Source organism: Microbacterium proteolyticum (genome assembly GCF_029639405.1).
Lineage (GTDB): Bacteria > Actinomycetota > Actinomycetes > Actinomycetales > Microbacteriaceae > Microbacterium.
In genome coordinates this window covers 1,318,470-1,333,995 of record NZ_CP121274.1, presented here as the reverse complement: position 1 = coordinate 1,333,995, position 15,526 = coordinate 1,318,470, and the positions used below count along the sequence as shown (strand labels likewise).

General features: G+C 71.4%; 17 protein-coding genes. 12 read left to right on the top strand and 5 right to left on the bottom strand.

What is annotated here, in order from left to right; all coding sequences use genetic code 11:
- The first annotated feature begins 35 nt into the window (after positions 1-35).
- The 4 genes from P8R59_RS07015 to P8R59_RS07000 all read left to right on the top strand — a co-directional run bounded on the left by P8R59_RS07015 (position 36) and on the right by P8R59_RS07000 (position 2,687).
- On the top strand, positions 36-845 hold the full coding sequence (locus P8R59_RS07015; RefSeq protein WP_278103324.1) for a winged helix DNA-binding protein: 810 nt from the start codon (positions 36-38) through the stop codon (positions 843-845).
- Between the two features lie 98 nt (positions 846-943).
- Entirely contained in the window at positions 944-1,426 is a 483-nt protein-coding gene (locus P8R59_RS07010; protein ID WP_278103323.1) for a hypothetical protein, read from the top strand.
- The gene (locus P8R59_RS07005) at positions 1,426-1,803 is read left to right on the top strand and encodes a hypothetical protein (RefSeq protein WP_077050944.1); all 378 of its coding nucleotides are present in this window, start codon (positions 1,426-1,428) and stop codon (positions 1,801-1,803) included. Before P8R59_RS07010 ends, P8R59_RS07005 begins: the two co-directional genes overlap by 1 nt.
- Entirely contained in the window at positions 1,800-2,687 is an 888-nt protein-coding gene (locus P8R59_RS07000; RefSeq protein ID WP_278103322.1) for a CPBP family intramembrane glutamic endopeptidase, read from the top strand. Before P8R59_RS07005 ends, P8R59_RS07000 begins: the two co-directional genes overlap by 4 nt.
- Positions 2,688-2,747: 60 nt before the next feature.
- Here P8R59_RS07000 and arfB read toward each other — a convergent pair whose 3' ends face one another.
- From arfB to P8R59_RS06975, 5 genes are all read right to left on the bottom strand, one after another.
- Complete coding sequence (gene arfB, locus P8R59_RS06995; RefSeq protein WP_278103321.1) at positions 2,748-3,185, bottom strand: alternative ribosome rescue aminoacyl-tRNA hydrolase ArfB; 438 nt, start codon at positions 3,183-3,185, stop codon at positions 2,748-2,750.
- A gap of 213 nt (positions 3,186-3,398) precedes the next feature.
- Positions 3,399-4,160, bottom strand: a complete 762-nt coding sequence (locus tag P8R59_RS06990; protein ID WP_278103320.1) for an ABC transporter permease — start codon at positions 4,158-4,160, stop codon at positions 3,399-3,401.
- On the bottom strand, positions 4,157-4,945 hold the full coding sequence (locus P8R59_RS06985) for an ABC transporter ATP-binding protein (RefSeq protein WP_278103319.1): 789 nt from the start codon (positions 4,943-4,945) through the stop codon (positions 4,157-4,159). The genes P8R59_RS06990 and P8R59_RS06985 overlap by 4 nt, the downstream gene beginning before the upstream one ends.
- 91 nt (positions 4,946-5,036) lie before the next feature.
- Positions 5,037-5,396 (bottom strand): DUF1048 domain-containing protein, encoded by a 360-nt coding sequence (locus P8R59_RS06980; RefSeq protein WP_278103318.1) that lies wholly within the window; start codon positions 5,394-5,396, stop codon positions 5,037-5,039.
- Position 5,397: 1 nt separating this feature from the next.
- Positions 5,398-5,727: a PadR family transcriptional regulator gene (locus tag P8R59_RS06975; RefSeq protein ID WP_077050949.1), complete on the bottom strand. Its 330-nt coding sequence runs from the start codon at positions 5,725-5,727 to the stop codon at positions 5,398-5,400.
- 343 nt (positions 5,728-6,070) lie between these two features.
- Between P8R59_RS06975 and P8R59_RS06970 the strand changes: the two genes are divergently transcribed.
- The 8 genes from P8R59_RS06970 (at position 6,071) to P8R59_RS06940 (ending at position 15,460) form a co-directional block, all read left to right on the top strand.
- A complete protein-coding gene (locus P8R59_RS06970) occupies positions 6,071-6,241 on the top strand; it encodes a hypothetical protein (RefSeq protein ID WP_278103317.1) in 171 nt (56 codons plus the stop codon).
- On the top strand, positions 6,238-6,318 hold the full coding sequence (locus P8R59_RS19245; RefSeq protein WP_022878711.1) for a potassium-transporting ATPase subunit F: 81 nt from the start codon (positions 6,238-6,240) through the stop codon (positions 6,316-6,318). Before P8R59_RS06970 ends, P8R59_RS19245 begins: the two co-directional genes overlap by 4 nt.
- Positions 6,318-8,000 (top strand): potassium-transporting ATPase subunit KdpA, encoded by a 1,683-nt coding sequence (gene kdpA / locus P8R59_RS06965; RefSeq protein WP_278103316.1) that lies wholly within the window; start codon positions 6,318-6,320, stop codon positions 7,998-8,000. The genes P8R59_RS19245 and kdpA overlap by 1 nt, the downstream gene beginning before the upstream one ends.
- 2 nt (positions 8,001-8,002) lie before the next feature.
- Positions 8,003-10,141, top strand: coding sequence for a potassium-transporting ATPase subunit KdpB (gene kdpB / locus P8R59_RS06960; protein ID WP_278103315.1), 2,139 nt, complete (start codon positions 8,003-8,005; stop codon positions 10,139-10,141).
- 11 nt (positions 10,142-10,152) lie between these two features.
- Complete coding sequence (gene kdpC / locus P8R59_RS06955; protein ID WP_278103314.1) at positions 10,153-10,737, top strand: potassium-transporting ATPase subunit KdpC; 585 nt, start codon at positions 10,153-10,155, stop codon at positions 10,735-10,737.
- 443 nt (positions 10,738-11,180) lie between these two features.
- On the top strand, positions 11,181-13,718 hold the full coding sequence (locus P8R59_RS06950; RefSeq protein ID WP_278103796.1) for a DUF4118 domain-containing protein: 2,538 nt from the start codon (positions 11,181-11,183) through the stop codon (positions 13,716-13,718).
- Positions 13,715-14,386 (top strand): response regulator, encoded by a 672-nt coding sequence (locus P8R59_RS06945; RefSeq protein ID WP_077050956.1) that lies wholly within the window; start codon positions 13,715-13,717, stop codon positions 14,384-14,386. The genes P8R59_RS06950 and P8R59_RS06945 overlap by 4 nt, the downstream gene beginning before the upstream one ends.
- 414 nt (positions 14,387-14,800) lie before the next feature.
- Positions 14,801-15,460, top strand: coding sequence for a CatA-like O-acetyltransferase (locus P8R59_RS06940; protein ID WP_278103313.1), 660 nt, complete (start codon positions 14,801-14,803; stop codon positions 15,458-15,460).
- The last annotated feature ends 66 nt before the right edge of the window (positions 15,461-15,526 follow it).

Genomic DNA, 15,526 nt, shown 5'->3' with positions numbered 1-15,526 from the left:
ATTGGATACCGGGAGGGGGAGGAGCGAGCGCAGGAGTGGATGACGAGGCGCGCGGGCGCGCGATCGGATTGCTGGGCGACTTCAACGACCGGATGACACGGGTCGTCGACGCCGTCTTCGGCACGAGCTGGGCCGAGATCGAGGAGATCATCGCGCTCGTCCTGCTCGCCTCCGAGCGGATCGTCACCACCCGTCGCATCGCGGACGTCAGCGGGCTCGGACGCCGTGCAGTCTCGCGTCTCATCCTGCGGCTGCAGAAGGAGGACCTGGTCGTCACGCGCGCGGCCGCGACGGACGCGCGGGCCGTGGAGGTCGCCCTGACCGCCGCCGGCGAGGAGAGGGCCCTGACCCTTCACCGGGAGACCACCGCGTTCTTCTCCGCGAGCACCGACATCGCCCGCGCCATCAGCGACAGAATGGCGACGCCGGCTCCGTCGTCGCCTCCCGTCTCGCCCGCCGACGCTCTCGACCTCCTCCTGCGCATCTGCGAGGCGGGCGCCCGCCTGGTCCGGTACATGCCGGCAGCCGCGACGAGGGGGAAGCTGGCGGCGCGCCAACGGGCTGGGCTGGTCCTGATCGCGATGCAGGACGGGGTACGGCCGAGCGAGCTCGCGGGTCCGCTGGAACTCTCGGCGGCGGGAGCCTCGCACGTCGTGGACCAGCTGTGCGCGAAGGGTTTCGTCGCTCGCGTGCGCGGCACCGTGCCCGAGGATCGGCGGGCCGTCGTGATCCGGGCGACGCCCGCAGGGTTCGAGGCCGTCGGGGCCGTCGCCTTCGGGATCGAACAGGAGTCCGCGTCGCTCGCGGCGCTCTTCGCCGAACTCGCGGCCTGGCGGACGGCCTGAGACTCCACGCTCGGTTTGTTAGAGCCGCGTACTGTTCGCACTTGTCTCATAACGAACTCTCTCGGTACTGTCCTGAAAGGGATACGAAGGAGTCGGAAATGTCACGAGAAGAGCACGCACGGGAAGGCGCCCAGGCGGTCGTGCCCGATGATCAGATCATCGACGTCGCCGTGGTCATGCCGCGTGGTTCGACGAAGGCGGGCCTCATCGGCTCCGTCATCGGCGTCAGCGCGGGAGGCGACAATCAGACGGCCTGGGGCGTCGCGGGCGGGATGCTGGCCCAACGGGCGCAGAGCGCTTCGCACGGGAGCTACCCCTCCATCGTCCTGGCCGTGTCCGAATCGAAGCTCCACGTGCTCGGTCGGCAATCCACCGGCATCGTCGGCGGCTGGAAGCACCTGCACCCCGTCGCGCACATCGCGCGCGCCGACCTCGAGGTCCGCACGCGGCACAGCGGCACGGTCCGCGTGATCGAGCTCACCGACACGACCACCGGCACCACGCTCGAGTTCGAAGCCCAGACCATCGGCGGCCTCGGGCTCAACGAGCTTCTCGCCGAACTCGGAAAGGATGCGCACTGATGGCCTACAACGACCGTCCGGGGGGCGTGACACTCGTCGCCGTCATCGCCTGGATCACCGCCGTCCTCCAAATCGGCCTTTCGATCCTGATCCTCACCGGAGCCATCGCTCCGGCGGGCGTCTCCGTGCCGTCGGCATGGATCGGGATCGTCGTGGGGGTCATCACGTTGCTGGTGAGCTTCGGTCTCTTCGGCGCGAACCGCATCGCCCGCGTCATCGTCACGGCATCCCTCGGGCTCAGCATCCTGAGTTCCATCCTCCAGGCGGCGACCCACCAGGATGCGAACGTGCTGGTCGGCGCGATCATCACGATCGTCCTGGCCGGCATCGGGATCGCGCTGCTCTACACGGCCCGAGCGAACCGGTTCTTCGCGTGAGCGCGACCTCGACCGGCGACCGCGAGACCATCGGCACGAACGGCTGGCAGCGATTCTGGAACCGGGGCGGATGGTGGCGCGCCGTCCTGATGGCGGCGATCTACATCGCGCTGTACAACCTCGTCGGCCTCGCTCTGCGTCCGGTCCTCGGCGGCCTCGTGCAGGGTGACGACATCTTCGCCACGCCGCTGGGAGCTTTCATCTCCATCGGGGTGCAACCGCTCGTCGGCTCGATCATCCTGGTGAGCATCGCGGCCAGCATCGGGTGGCTGCCGCGTCCGCTGTTCGGACGTCAGCCGGTCGGACGCAAGTGGTGGTTCTGGCTCGGACCGATCCTCATCCTCGTACCGATCGTGTTCCACTTCATCGGCATCGAGTACGGCCGGTACGGGGCGGCGGTCGTCGTCGCGGTCTTGATCGCCGGGCTGTTCGTCGGGTTCTCGGAGGAGTTCCTCACCCGCGGCATGGGCGTCACGATGCTCCGACGCCACGGGTACCGCGAGTGGGCGGTCATGACCCTCTCCTCGCTCATCTTCGCGTTGCTGCACCTGTCGAACCTGTTCACCGGGCAGAGCTTCGCGATCGTGGGCCCCACGGTCGTCTACACCTTCGCCTTCGGGATCTGCATGTACGCGACGCTGCGCACGGGCGGGTCGCTCATATGGCCGATCCTCCTCCACGCGCTGACCGACCCGACGACGATCCTGGCCTCGGGCGGCATCGACGACGGCACGAACGCGTCGGTCAACACCGCCAACCTGGTGGCGACCGCGGGCACGTTCGCGTACGTGGTGTGGGCCATCGTCCTGCTCATCGTCACGCGGGGCGACGCCCACGGGCGCGCCGAGGCCGACGAGCCCGCCCGCGTCCGCGCGGAGGCCTGACCCGGGGCGCCCCCGCCGCACGGGCGGGGGCCGCGCCCGCGGTATCCGGGTCGCTCGACCTCAATCGGAGGGGCGTCGACGCATCCTCTTCACATCGGTACGGCGCTGTTTGGCCTGCAGGCGACGCTCCTGAGAACCGCGGGTCGGCCGAGTCGCCCGACGCGGGGGCGCGGGTGCTCGCACGGCCTCGCCCACGAGCGCGGCGAGTCGGGCGCGCGCGGCGTCGCGGTTGCGCAGCTGGGCCCGATGCTCGGACGCCGCGATCGTCAGCACCCCGCCGACCAGGCGATCACCCAGTCGCTCGAGAAGACGCTCGCGCTGCACCCGTGACAGCACCGCCGAGCCGGCGGCATCCCACATCAGCTCCACGCGGGAGTCGGTGGTGTTCACGCCCTGTCCGCCCGGGCCCGACGAGCGCGAGAACCGCCACGACAGCTCCGACGCCGGGATCACGAGTCCGGCGCTGACGCGCACGTCGGGTCCGTCGGAAGCGGGCATGGTTCCATCATGCGCGGTCTGTGCGCACAACTCCGGCCGAACCCGCCTCCGGGCGCCGCCCGGGCGCTGGCATCCGGTCGGTCCCCGTCCAGACCTGCCGAGTGTCCAAGACACGCGGATGCCGCGCGAGGCGACCCGCGTGTCTTGGACACTGAACCGGGGTTGCGGCACCGCCCCCACCCGGCGCGACGGGCGGGGGCACCGACTCCGACGTCAGCGGCCCGACCGCCGGAACAGCGCCACCGCGATCGCCCACGCGACCGCGAGGATGCCGACGCACCAGGCCAGCGCGATCCAGACCGCCGTGCCGACGGGCTGCTGCGCGAGCAGGGCGCGGATGGCATCCACCAGGGACGTCACAGGCTGGTTCTCGGCGAACCAGCGCACGGGACCGGGCATGGTGTCGGTGGGCGCGAACGCCGAGCTGACGAAGGGCAGGAAGATCAGCGGGTAGCTGAACGCGCTGGCACCGTCGATGGTCTTCGCCGCGAGGCCGGCGATCACCGCCACCCACGTGAGGGCGAGCGTGTACGCCATCAGGATGCCGACGACCCCCAGCCAGGCGCCGAACGACGCGCCCGATCGGAAGCCGACGAGCAGCGCCACGCCGATCACCAGGGCGAGCGACACCGCGTTCGCCAGCAGCGACGTGAGGACGTGTCCCCACAGCACGCTCGCCGGCGCGATGGGCATCGACCGCAGCCGGTCGACGATCCCGCCGCGCACGTCCAGGAACACCCGGTACGCGGTGTACGCGATTCCGGATGCCACGGTGATCAGCAGGATGCCAGGCAGCAGGAAGTCCACGTACGCGGTGCCGCCCGTGTCGACCGCGCCGCCCAGGACGAAGACGAACAGCAGCATGATCGCGACCGGCATGATCGCGGTCGTCACGATCGTGTCGGGGCTGCGGAGGATGTGCCGGAGCGACCGGCCGGTCAGGACGGCGGTGTCGGACAGGGCGTGGGTGGTCATGATTCCTCCTCGGCGAGCGGGCCGGCGGAGCCGACGATGGCGAGGAAGATCTCCTCGAGGGTGGGCTGCTTCTCGACGTACTCCACGGTCGTCGGCGGGAACAGCGCGCGCAGCTCCGCGAGCGTCCCCTCGGCGATGATGCGTCCAGCGTGCAGGATCGCGATGCGGTCGGCGAGGTGTTCGGCCTCGTCGAGGTACTGCGTCGTGAGCAGCACGGTGGTGCCGGACGCGGCGAGGGAGCGCACGGCATCCCACACCTCCAGGCGTGCCTGCGGGTCGAGCCCCGTCGTCGGCTCGTCGAGGAAGACCACGGCCGGCTCACCGACGAGGCTCATCGCGATGTCGAGGCGCCGGCGCATTCCACCGGAATACGTGGATGCCGCCCGGCGCGCGGCATCCGTCAGCGAAAAGCGTTCGAGCAGCGCGTCGGCCACCCGGGCGGGGTCGGGCAGGTGACGCAGGCGGCCGACGAGCGTGAGATTCTCGCGCCCGGTCAGGACCTCGTCGACGGCGGCGAACTGCCCCGTGAGGCTGATGGAGGCCCGGACGCGGGCGGCCTGGGTCGCGACGTCGGCTCCGTCGACGACCGCTGTTCCGCCGTCGGCGCGGAGCAGGGTCGACAGGATCCGGACGGCCGTCGTCTTGCCGGCGCCGTTGGAGCCGAGGAGCGCGACGATCGTGCCGCGCTCGACGTCGAGGTCGAGGCCGTCGAGGACGCGGACGTCGCCGTACGACTTGGTGAGGTTCCGCACGCGGATGGCGGGACCGGTATCGGTGATGGGCATGGTGTTCCTCTCGTCGTGTTCCGGCCGGAGGGCGCACGAGGCCATCGCCTCCGGCCAGCCGGTTCCGGAGGACGCGTGCGGGAGAGGGCCTTCAGCCCGGCGACTGCGCCGCCTCGTCGATCGCGCGGGCGAGGCGCGCCCGCTCGCGTCCGATCCAACTGCCGTCGCCGTAGTTCGCCATGAACTCCTCGGCGAACACCGACGGGTCGGCACCCGTCAGGTCGCGGATGGGCGTCTCGGCCGCGGCCGCCTGCTCGAGCAGGTCGGCGAGGTCGGTCACCATGCGGATCAGCGCGTCGCTGTCGTCGCTCGGCCCGAGGTTGAGCACGTAGCGTTCGAGCGCGCGGCCCGCCTGCCGGTAAGGGGCCGGCAGGGCGTCGAGGCGGCGTCGGTACTCCCGCCACTGCTTCTTGGCGCCCAGGTCGCCGATGATCTTCTCGTACCAGGCCATGTCAGTTCCCTTCGTCGCGGAGCTGCTCGAGCCGGTCGGCGAGCAGACCCCAAGTGGTCCAGAATTCGGCGAGCTGTTCTCGCCCCGTGTCGTTGAGGGTGAAGACCTTGCGCGGCGGCCCCTTCTCGGATGCCACCTTCTCGACGTCGACGAGATCCCGCTGCTCGATGCGGACGAGGATCGCGTAGACCGTGCCCTCGGCGAGGTCGGTGAACCCCCGCTCGCGGAGGTCGGCGGTGATCTCGTACCCGTACGCCGGACGGCGCGAGAGGACGGCCAGGACGACGCCCTCGAGCACCCCCTTGAGCATCTCGGTGTCTTGTCTCGCCATGCGGTACTCCTCAACATTGACTACCGCTACAAAGTAACACTGAGTACCGGTACCTAGCAAGGGTGAGTACCGCCGCGGTAGTCGAGTGTCCAAGACACGCGGATGCCGTTCGGGTCGAACCGCGTGTCTTGGACACTGAACCCTCGGGCGCAGCACCGACCCGCGCGGCGGCGAACGCGGCCCACTGCGCCGTAAGCACCCCGTATGCGTCCGCGGGCGGGCCGTAGGGAAACCGTGAGGATCGCGGGATGCCGCGGCGCACAGGAGTTGCATCGACACACGTGCCGCCCTGCGGCGCCCGCGCCACAGCAGTCGCGCGGAAGCTCCCGAACCTGGAGTCATCGTGCTCGATGTCGTCTACCTCGTCGCGATCCTGGCGCTCTTCGCGCTGGTCGCGCTCATCGCGCAGGGGGTCGAGAAGCTGGGCCCGCAGCCCGGCGCTCCCTCCGCGCGCACCCCCGGCCGCGGCCCGCAGACCCCCGCCGCACCCGAACGAGGGGGCGACTCCGCATGAGCATCCTCGCCGCCGTCCTCGCCGTCGCCGCGATCGTCTACCTCGTGATCGCGCTCGTCCGTCCGGAGAAGTTCTGATGGATGCCGGAACCACCTGGTCCATCGTCCTGACCAGCCTCACCCTCATCGTCGCCCTGGGCCTGGCCTACCGCCCGCTCGGCGACTACATCGCCCGCATCTACACCGGCGAGCGCGACCTCGCCGTGGAGCGCGGCACCTACCGCCTCATCGGCGTCGACCCGCGCGGCGCTCAGACCTGGCAGGCGTACCTGCGGTCGGTGCTGCTGTTCTCCGCCGCGGGCGTCGTGTTCGTCTACGCGCTCATGCGCCTGCAGCCGCTGCTGCCCTTCTCGCTCGGACTCGACGCCCCCGGCGAGGCCCTGTCGTTCAACACGGCGGTCTCGTTCGTGACGAACACCAACTGGCAGTCGTACGCGGGTGAATCGACGCTCGGCTACACGGTGCAGTTCGCGGCGCTGACCGTCCAGAACTTCGTGAGCGCGGCCGTCGGCATCGCGATCGCGGTCGCGCTGGTGCGCGGCTTCGCTTATCGCCGGAGCGGCGTCATCGGCAACTTCTGGGTCGACCTCGTGCGCGGCACGTACCGCCTGCTGCTGCCGTTCTCGGTCGTCGCGGCAGTGGTGCTGCTCGCGGGCGGCGTCATCCAGAACCTGAACGGATTCACGGATGCCACGACCCTCGCGGGCGCGGCCCAGTCGATTCCCGGCGGGCCGGTGGCATCCCAGGAGGCGATCAAGCTCCTCGGCACCAACGGCGGCGGGTTCTTCAACGTCAACTCCGCGCACCCGTTCGAGAACCCCGCGCCGTGGACGAACCTGTTCGAGATCTTCCTGATGCTCGTGATCCCGTTCTCGCTCCCCCGCGCGTTCGGCCGGATCGTCGGCGACGACCGCCAGGGCTACACGATCCTCGGCGTCATGGGCGCGATCTTCGTGGCATCCGCGGCTCTGCTCACCTGGGCCGAGTTCGCCGGTGCCGGGACCGCCCCGCAGCTCGCCGGCGGTGCGATGGAGGGCAAGGAGGTGCGCTTCGGCATCTTCGGCTCGACGCTGTTCGGAACCACCAGCACCCTGACCTCGACCGGCGCCGTCAACTCGATGCACGACAGCTACACGGCGCTCGGCGGAATGATGCCGATGATCAACATGATGCTCGGCGAGATCGCACCCGGCGGTGTCGGCTCGGGCCTGTACGGCATGCTGATCCTCGCCGTGATCGCGGTGTTCGTCGGCGGCCTGCTCATCGGCCGGACGCCCGAGTACCTCGGCAAGAAGATCGGGCCGCGCGAGATCAAGCTCGCGAGCCTCTACATCCTCGTCACGCCCACGCTCGTGCTGGCCGGCACCGCGCTGAGCTTCGCGCTTCCGGGCATCCGGGACGACGTCGAGTCGACCTCGATCCTGAACCCCGGTGTGCACGGCCTGAGCGAGGTGCTCTACGCCTTCACGTCGGCGGCGAACAACAACGGTTCGGCGTTCGCGGGGCTCACGGCCAACACCCCGTGGTTCAACACGGCCCTCGCGGTCGCGATGCTGCTCGGGCGCTTCCTGCCGATCGTCTTCGTGCTGGCCCTGGCAGGTTCTCTCGCGGCGCAGGATGCCGTCCCCGCCACCGCCGGCACCCTGCCGACGCACCGCCCGCAGTTCGCGGGCCTCCTCGCGGGCGTGGCGGTCATCGTCACCGCCCTCACCTACTTCCCGGTCCTCACCCTGGGACCCCTGGCCGAAGGACTCGTCTGACCATGTCCACGCTCACCCACGCCCCGGCGCCCGCCGAGGCCCCGACCCCGGCCGCTCCGCGCCGCGCGTTCAGCGCCGCGCAGATCGTCGCCGCCCTCCCCGGAGCGGCGAAGAAGCTCAACCCCGCGTCGCAGTGGCGTAACCCCGTGATGTTCCTCGTGTGGGTGGGGGCGGCCCTCACCACCCTCATCGCGCTCACCGAGCCGTTCCTCGGCGGCGGCGATGCCTCGCTGCCGTTCGGGTTCACGTGGGGCATCGCGATCTGGCTGTGGCTCACGGTGTTCTTCGCCAACATCGCCGAATCCGTCGCCGAGGGGCGCGGCAAGGCGCAGGCGGCGACGCTCCGGAAGACCCGGACGACCACGACCGCGCGCCGCGTCGTGGCGTACTCCCCCGCGGACCCGCTGGCCACCGCAGCCGCCACCGAGGACGTACCCTCGGGCGACCTGAGAGTCGGCGACGTCGTGCTCGTCGAGGCCGGGCAGCTGATACCCGGCGACGGCGACATCGTGGCGGGCATCGCGACCGTCGACGAGTCGGCGATCACGGGCGAGTCGGCCCCGGTCGTGCGCGAGTCCGGCGGCGACCGCAGCGCCGTCACCGGCGGCACGCGCGTGCTCAGCGACCGCATCGTCGTCACGATCACGTCGAAGCCCGGCGAGACGTTCGTCGACCGCATGATCGCGCTCGTCGAGGGCGCGTCGCGGCAGCGGACGCCGAACGAGATCGCGCTGAACATCCTGCTGGCGAGCCTGTCGATCGTGTTCGTCGTCGTGGTGCTGGTGCTGAACCCGATCGCCTCCTACGCCGCGTCGCCCGTGTCGATCCCGGTGCTCGTCGCACTGCTCGTGTGCCTGATCCCCACCACGATCGGGGCGCTCCTGAGCGCGATCGGCATCGCGGGCATGGACCGGCTCGTGCAGCGCAACGTCCTGGCGATGTCGGGCCGCGCGGTCGAAGCCGCGGGCGACGTCACGACGCTGCTGCTCGACAAGACCGGAACGATCACCTACGGCAACCGTCGCGCGTCGGCGTTCGTCCCGATGGAGGGCGTCGGCGGGCCGCTCCTCGCGGAGTACGCGTCGCTGTCGTCGCAGGCCGACCCCACGCCCGAGGGCGTCTCGGTCGTCGAACTCGCCGCCGCGCAGGGGATCGTCGCCGAGATGCCCCGGGGCGCAGAGCCCGTGCCGTTCACGGCGCAGACCCGCATGAGCGGCCTCGACCTCGAAGGCGGCACGCAGGTGCGCAAGGGCGCCGCGTCGGCCGTGGTCGCCTGGCTCGCGGCATCCGGATCGGCCGTTCCCGAGACGCTGCGCGCGCAGCTGCAGGAGGAGACGGATGCCATCGCCGAGTCCGGCGGCACCCCGCTGGTCGTCGCGACCCTCACGCCCGCGGGCGAGGGGCGCGTGCTCGGCGTCATCCACCTCAAGGACGTCGTCAAGGACGGCCTGCGCGAGAGGTTCGGCGAGCTGCGGGCCATGGGTATCCGCACCGTGATGATCACGGGCGACAACCCCCTCACCGCCAAGGCGATCGCCGCCGAGGCCGGCGTCGACGACTACCTCGCCGAGGCCACGCCCGAGGACAAGCTCGCCCTCATCCGCCGCGAGCAGGAGGGCGGCAACCTCGTCGCCATGACCGGCGACGGCACCAACGACGCCCCCGCGCTCGCGCAGGCCGACGTCGGCGTCGCGATGAACACCGGCACGTCGGCCGCGAAGGAGGCCGGCAACATGGTCGACCTCGACAGCGACCCGACGAAGCTCATCGACATCGTGCGCATCGGCAAGCAGCTGCTCATCACGCGCGGTGCGCTCACGACGTTCTCGCTCGCGAACGACATCGCGAAGTACTTCGCGATCATCCCCGCGATGTTCATGGGCGTCTTCCCGGGACTCGCGGTGCTCAACGTCATGCAGCTGTCGTCGCCGGCCTCCGCGGTGCTCAGCGCGATCATCTTCAACGCGATCGTCATCATCGTGCTCATCCCTCTCGCGCTCCGCGGTGTGAAGTACCGCGCGGCGAGCGCCTCGAGCATCCTCAGCCGCAACCTGCTCGTGTACGGGCTCGGCGGCATCCTCGTCCCCTTCATCGGAATCAAGCTCATCGACCTCGTCGTGAGCCTGCTGCCGGGATTCTGAAAGGCCCCGTCATGCGCACCACCCTGCGTACCGCCGGCGTCGCCGTCCGCGCGATGCTCGTCTTCACCGTGCTCCTCGGCGTCGGCTACATGCTGCTGATCACCGGCATCGGTCAGCTCGCCCTCCCGTCCCAGGCGAACGGTTCGCTCGTTCGCTCCGCCGACGGCACCGTCGTCGGTTCGTCGCTGATCGCGCAGTCGTTCCAGGATGCCGACGGCACCGCGCTGCCGCAGTACTTCCAGTCGCGTCCGTCCGCCGCCTCCTGGGACGCCGCCGCCTCGACCGGGTCGAACCTCGGCCCGGAGAACGCGGATCTCATCGACTCGATCTCCGCGAACCGCGCGGCGTTCGAGGCGCTGAACGGGTCCGGCGCGATCCCCGCCGACGCGGTCACCTCCTCGGCCTCCGGCCTCGACCCCGACATCTCCGCCGCGAACGCGGAGCGCCAGGTCGCGCGGGTCGCCGAGGCCCGTGGCATCCCGGTCTCCGACGTCGAAGCGCTCGTCGCGGAGCACACGCTGCCGCGCGACCTGGGCTTCCTCGGCGACCCGCGCGTGAACGTCCTCGAGCTCAACCGCGCGCTGGACGCCCGATGACGCGCGAGAATCGCTGACATGCGCACGCCTCCCGCCACCGCCGTCGCCCTCCCCGGGCGGCGGCGGTTCGGCGCGTCGGCGGTCGGCGCCGGGTTGGCGCCTGCGGTCGGCGCCGCGCTCGCGCCCACGTCCAGCGCCGCGCCCGCGTCCAGCGCCGCGTCCGCGCTCGCGCCCGCGTCCCCGTTGAGTGTCCAAGACACGCCGTTGGCCGCGCGCCGCATCGGCGTGTCTTGGACACTCGAGCGGCAGCACGCCGCCCCCGCACCCGCCCCCGGCGCCGCGCTCAGCGCCGCACCCCCGTTCAGCGCCGCGCCCGCGTCCAGCGCCGCGTCCGCGCTCGCTCCCGCGTCCCCGTTGAGTGTCCAAGACACGCCGTTGGCCGCGGGCCGCATCGGCGTGTCTTGGACACTGAAACCGAAGCCGCACCCCCGCGGGAGCGTCCGGTGAAGCGCGGGCACCTGCGCGTGCTGCTCGGCGCGGCGCCGGGCGTCGGCAAGACGTACGAGATGCTCGAAGAGGGACGCCGGCTCCGCGAGGACGGCCGCGACGTCGTCATCGCGATCGTCGAAACCCACGGCCGCGCCGCCACCGCCGCGCAGGCCGAGGGACTCGAGCTCGTCCCGCGCCGCGACGTCGCGCACCGGGGCGTCGCCCTCGACGAGATGGACCTGGATGCCGTGCTCGCACGCCGTCCCCAGCTCGCCCTCGTCGACGAGCTCGCGCACACCAACGCGCCCGGGTCGGCGAACGAGAAGCGGTGGCAGGACGTCGAGGTGCTCCTCGACGCGGGCATCGACGTCATCACGACGGTCAACGTGCAGCACATCGCCTCGCTCGGCGACGTCGTCGAGAAGATCACCGGCGTGGTGCAGCGCGAGACGGTGCCGGATGCCGTCGTCCGCGCGGCCGACCAGATCGAGGTCGTCGACCTCGCACCGCAGTCGCTGCGGGACCGGTTGGCATCCGGGTTCGTGTATCCCGCTGAGCGGATCGACGCGGCCCTGTCGAACTACTTCCGGCTCGGCAACCTCACGGCGCTGCGCGAACTCGCGCTGCTGTGGCTCGCCGACGAGGTCGACTCGGCGCTCCAGCGGTACCGCGTCGAGCAGGGCATCGAGGGGTCGTGGCAGGCCCGCGAGCGGGTCGTCGTCGCGCTCACCGGCGGCGCCGAGGGCGAGACGCTGCTCCGCCGCGGTGCCCGCATCGCCGCGCGTTCGGCCGGCGGCGAGCTGCTCGCCGTGCACGTGTCGACGCAGGACGGTCTGCGCGCCGAGGAACCCGGCGCCCTCGCCGTGCAGCGCGCCCTCGTGGAGGCGCTCGGCGGGACGTACCACCAGGTCGTGGGCGACGATGTCGCCGCGGCGTTGGTCGATTTCGCGCGCTCGGTGAACGCGTCGCAGCTCGTCATCGGCGTCAGCCGGCGCGGACGCCTCGGCGCCGCCCTCACGGGCCCCGGCATCGGCGCGACCGTCATCCGGCTCTCCGGCGACATCGACGTGCACATCGTCAACCACGCGCGCGCGGGCGGACGGTTCGCGCTGCCGCGCCTCACGGGGCCCGCGCTGAGCGCGAAGCGGCGCATCCTCGGCTTCGTCACGGCGCTCGCGGGCGGCCCGCTGCTGTCGTGGCTCCTCATCGCCACGGGCACCGACGAGTCGATCACCACCGACGTCCTCGCCTACCAGCTGCTCGTCGTCGTCGTGGCCCTGATCGGCGGCATCTGGCCCGCGGTCTTCGCGGCGGTGCTGTCGGGCTTGACCCTCGACTTCCTGTTCATCCAGCCGTTGTACACGGTCACGATCGCCGACCCGATCCACGCGATCGCCCTCGTGCTGTACGTCATCATCGCGATGCTCGTCAGCGTCGTCGTCGACCAGGCCGCCCGCCGCGCCCGTGCCGCGCGCCGCGCCGCCGCCGAATCCGAGCTGCTCGCCACCGTTGCCGGCAGCGTCCTGCGCGGCGAGAGCGCGGTACCGGCGCTGGTCGTCCGCGCCCGTGAGGCGTTCGGGCTCGCGGGGGTGCGGCTCGTGGCATCCGACGGGTCGGTGCTCGCCACCGACGGCGAACCGGTGCGGGACGGCCGACGCGTCGAGATCCCCGTCGGCGACGGACGCGCCCGTCTCGAACTGCACGGCAGAGACCTGGATGCCACCGAGCGGCGCCTCCTCGACGTCGTCGTCGCGCAGCTCGCCGCCGCCCTGGAGCGCACCGATCTGGCCGAGACCGCCGCCGAGGCGGGAGTGCTCGCCGCGACCGACCAGGTGCGCAGCGCCCTGCTCTCGGCGGTGAGCCACGACCTGCGCCGGCCGCTCGCCGCCGCCGTCGCCGCCCTCGGCGGCCTGCGCGCCGCCGGCGATCACCTCTCCGCGGACGATCGCCGCGAGCTGCTCGAGACCGCGGACGAGAGCCTGACCACGCTGTCCGTGCTCGTCACCGACCTGCTGGACGTCAGCCGCGTGCAGGCCGGAGTGCTCGCGGTGTCGCTGGGACCGGTGGATTCGGCCGGTGTCGTGCTCGCGGCGCTGGATGAGCTGGGCCTCGGTCCCGACGACGTCGAGCTCGCGCTCGACCCCGACCTTCCGGCCCTCCGCGCCGACCCGGTGCTGCTGCAGAGGGTGCTCGTGAACGTGTTGAGCAATGCCGTCCGGTTCACCCCTCCCGGCGGGCGCGCGCGGGTGGCGACGAGCCGGCTCGGCGGAGTCGCCGAGATCCGCGTGATCGACCACGGACCCGGGGTCGCCCCCGAGCGTCGCGGCGACATGTTCGCGCCGTTCCAGCGCCTCGGCGACACCGACAACACCGTCGGCCTCGGCCTGGGGCTGGCGCTCTCGCGCGGCTTCGCCGAGGGCATGGGCGGAACCCTCACCCCCGAGGACACCCCCGGTGGAGGCCTCACGATGGTGGTGGCGCTGCCGGTCGCCGATCAGACGGCTCCCAGCGCCGGTGCCTCGGCATCCCTCCCCCGAACGGAGACGCGATGAAGGTCCTCATCGCCGACGACGACCCGCAGCTCGTGCGGGCGTTGCGGATCACCCTCGCCGCGCACGGATACGACGTCGTCGCCGCGGCCGACGGGGCGGCGGCGATCACGCTCGCCGCGCAGGCGCACCCCGACATCGTGCTGCTCGACCTCGGGATGCCGCACCTCGACGGCGTGCAGGTGATCCAGGCGCTGCGCGGGTGGACGACCGCGCCGATCATCGTCGTGTCGGGGCGCACCGGCTCGGCCGACAAGGTCGAGGCGCTGGATGCCGGCGCCGACGACTACGTCACCAAGCCGTTCCAGATCGATGAGTTGCTCGCGCGCCTCCGGGTGCACGCGCGGCGGTCGATGCCGTCGAGCGGCGAGTCGGTGGTGCGGTTCGGAGACGTCGAGGTCGACCTCGCCGCGAAGGCCGTCACCCGCGCCGGTGCGCGCGTGCACCTCACGCCGACCGAGTGGCGGATGCTCGAGTTCCTCGCCCGGAACCCGGGCTCGCTCGTGACGCGGCAGACGCTCCTCAAGGAGATCTGGGCCAGCGAGCAGGTCGCCGACAGCGGATACCTGCGCCTGTACATGTCGCAGCTGCGGAAGAAGCTCGAGGCCGAGCCCTCGACCCCCGCGCACCTGCTGACCGAGCAGGGCATGGGGTACCGGCTGGTGCTGTAGGGCGGGGCCGGGCCGCGACGAGCGCGTGCCAAACTCCGGAGAAAATCGTCGTCTCGGCCCCGCCGCGCGGCTTCCGACCCGGATTCGGCCGAAATCTCAGGAGTTCGGCACGGGCTCGCCGGACTCCGCCGCCTCCGCGGCCTCGAACTCGGCCTGCACGCGGGCGCAGCGGCAGGCGTAGACGATCGAGTGCAGGAGCATCAGCGAACCTCGCCGGCCGTGTGGCATCCGGGGCACGGGAAGGCGATGCGGTCGCCGCCCCGCACGTCGTCCGGCGCGCGCAGGGTGGGAAGGAGGGCGGTGAGGGTCATGGCATCCGGTCTACGCCGCGCGGGTCGGGCGGGCGGGCGTCCTGACGCTTCCCATGCGGACGGCTGCCCCACCCGCACGATGTCGATGCGCGAAAATACCGACATGGACCGACCCGTCCCGATCGACCTCGCCACGTGGCCGCGCGCGGAGCTCTTCGCGCACTACTGGCGCGCGGTGCCCTGCACCTACGCGCTCACGGTCGACATCGACGTGACCGCCTTCGTCGCCGCACTGAAGACAGCCGGCCGCAAGACCTACCCGGCCCAGATCTGGGCGATCGCGACGGTGGTGAATCGGCATCCGGAGTTCCGCATGACCGTCACGGATGCCGGGAACCCGGCGATCTGGCCGGTCAGCCACCCCGCGTTCACGGTGTTCAACACCGAGCGCGAGACGTTCGCGTGCGTGTGGACGCCATACGACTCCGACTTCGCCCGCTTCCACAACGCCGTCGTCGGCCTGCTCGCGACCCATCGCTCGGCCACGACGATGTTCCCCCAGGGCGAGGCACCGGCGAACGCGTTCGACGTGTCGAGCGTGCCGTGGACGTCGTTCACCGGGTTCACGCTGCAGATCGACGGCGGGTCGCAGCACCTCGCTCCCATCTTCACGATCGGTCAGTACGTCGAACGCGACGGGCGCACGTGGATGCCGCTGGCCGTCCAGATCCACCATGCGGCAGCAGACGGCTTCCACACCGCGCGGCTCGTCGAGGAGCTGCGCGTTCTGTTCCGCGATGTCGCGTGGGTGGGCGGGGCCTGACCCGCGCCCGCCCAACCCGCGCCCGGCCGCCCCTCCCCCACCTCCGCTGACTCGGGCCGAATGCAC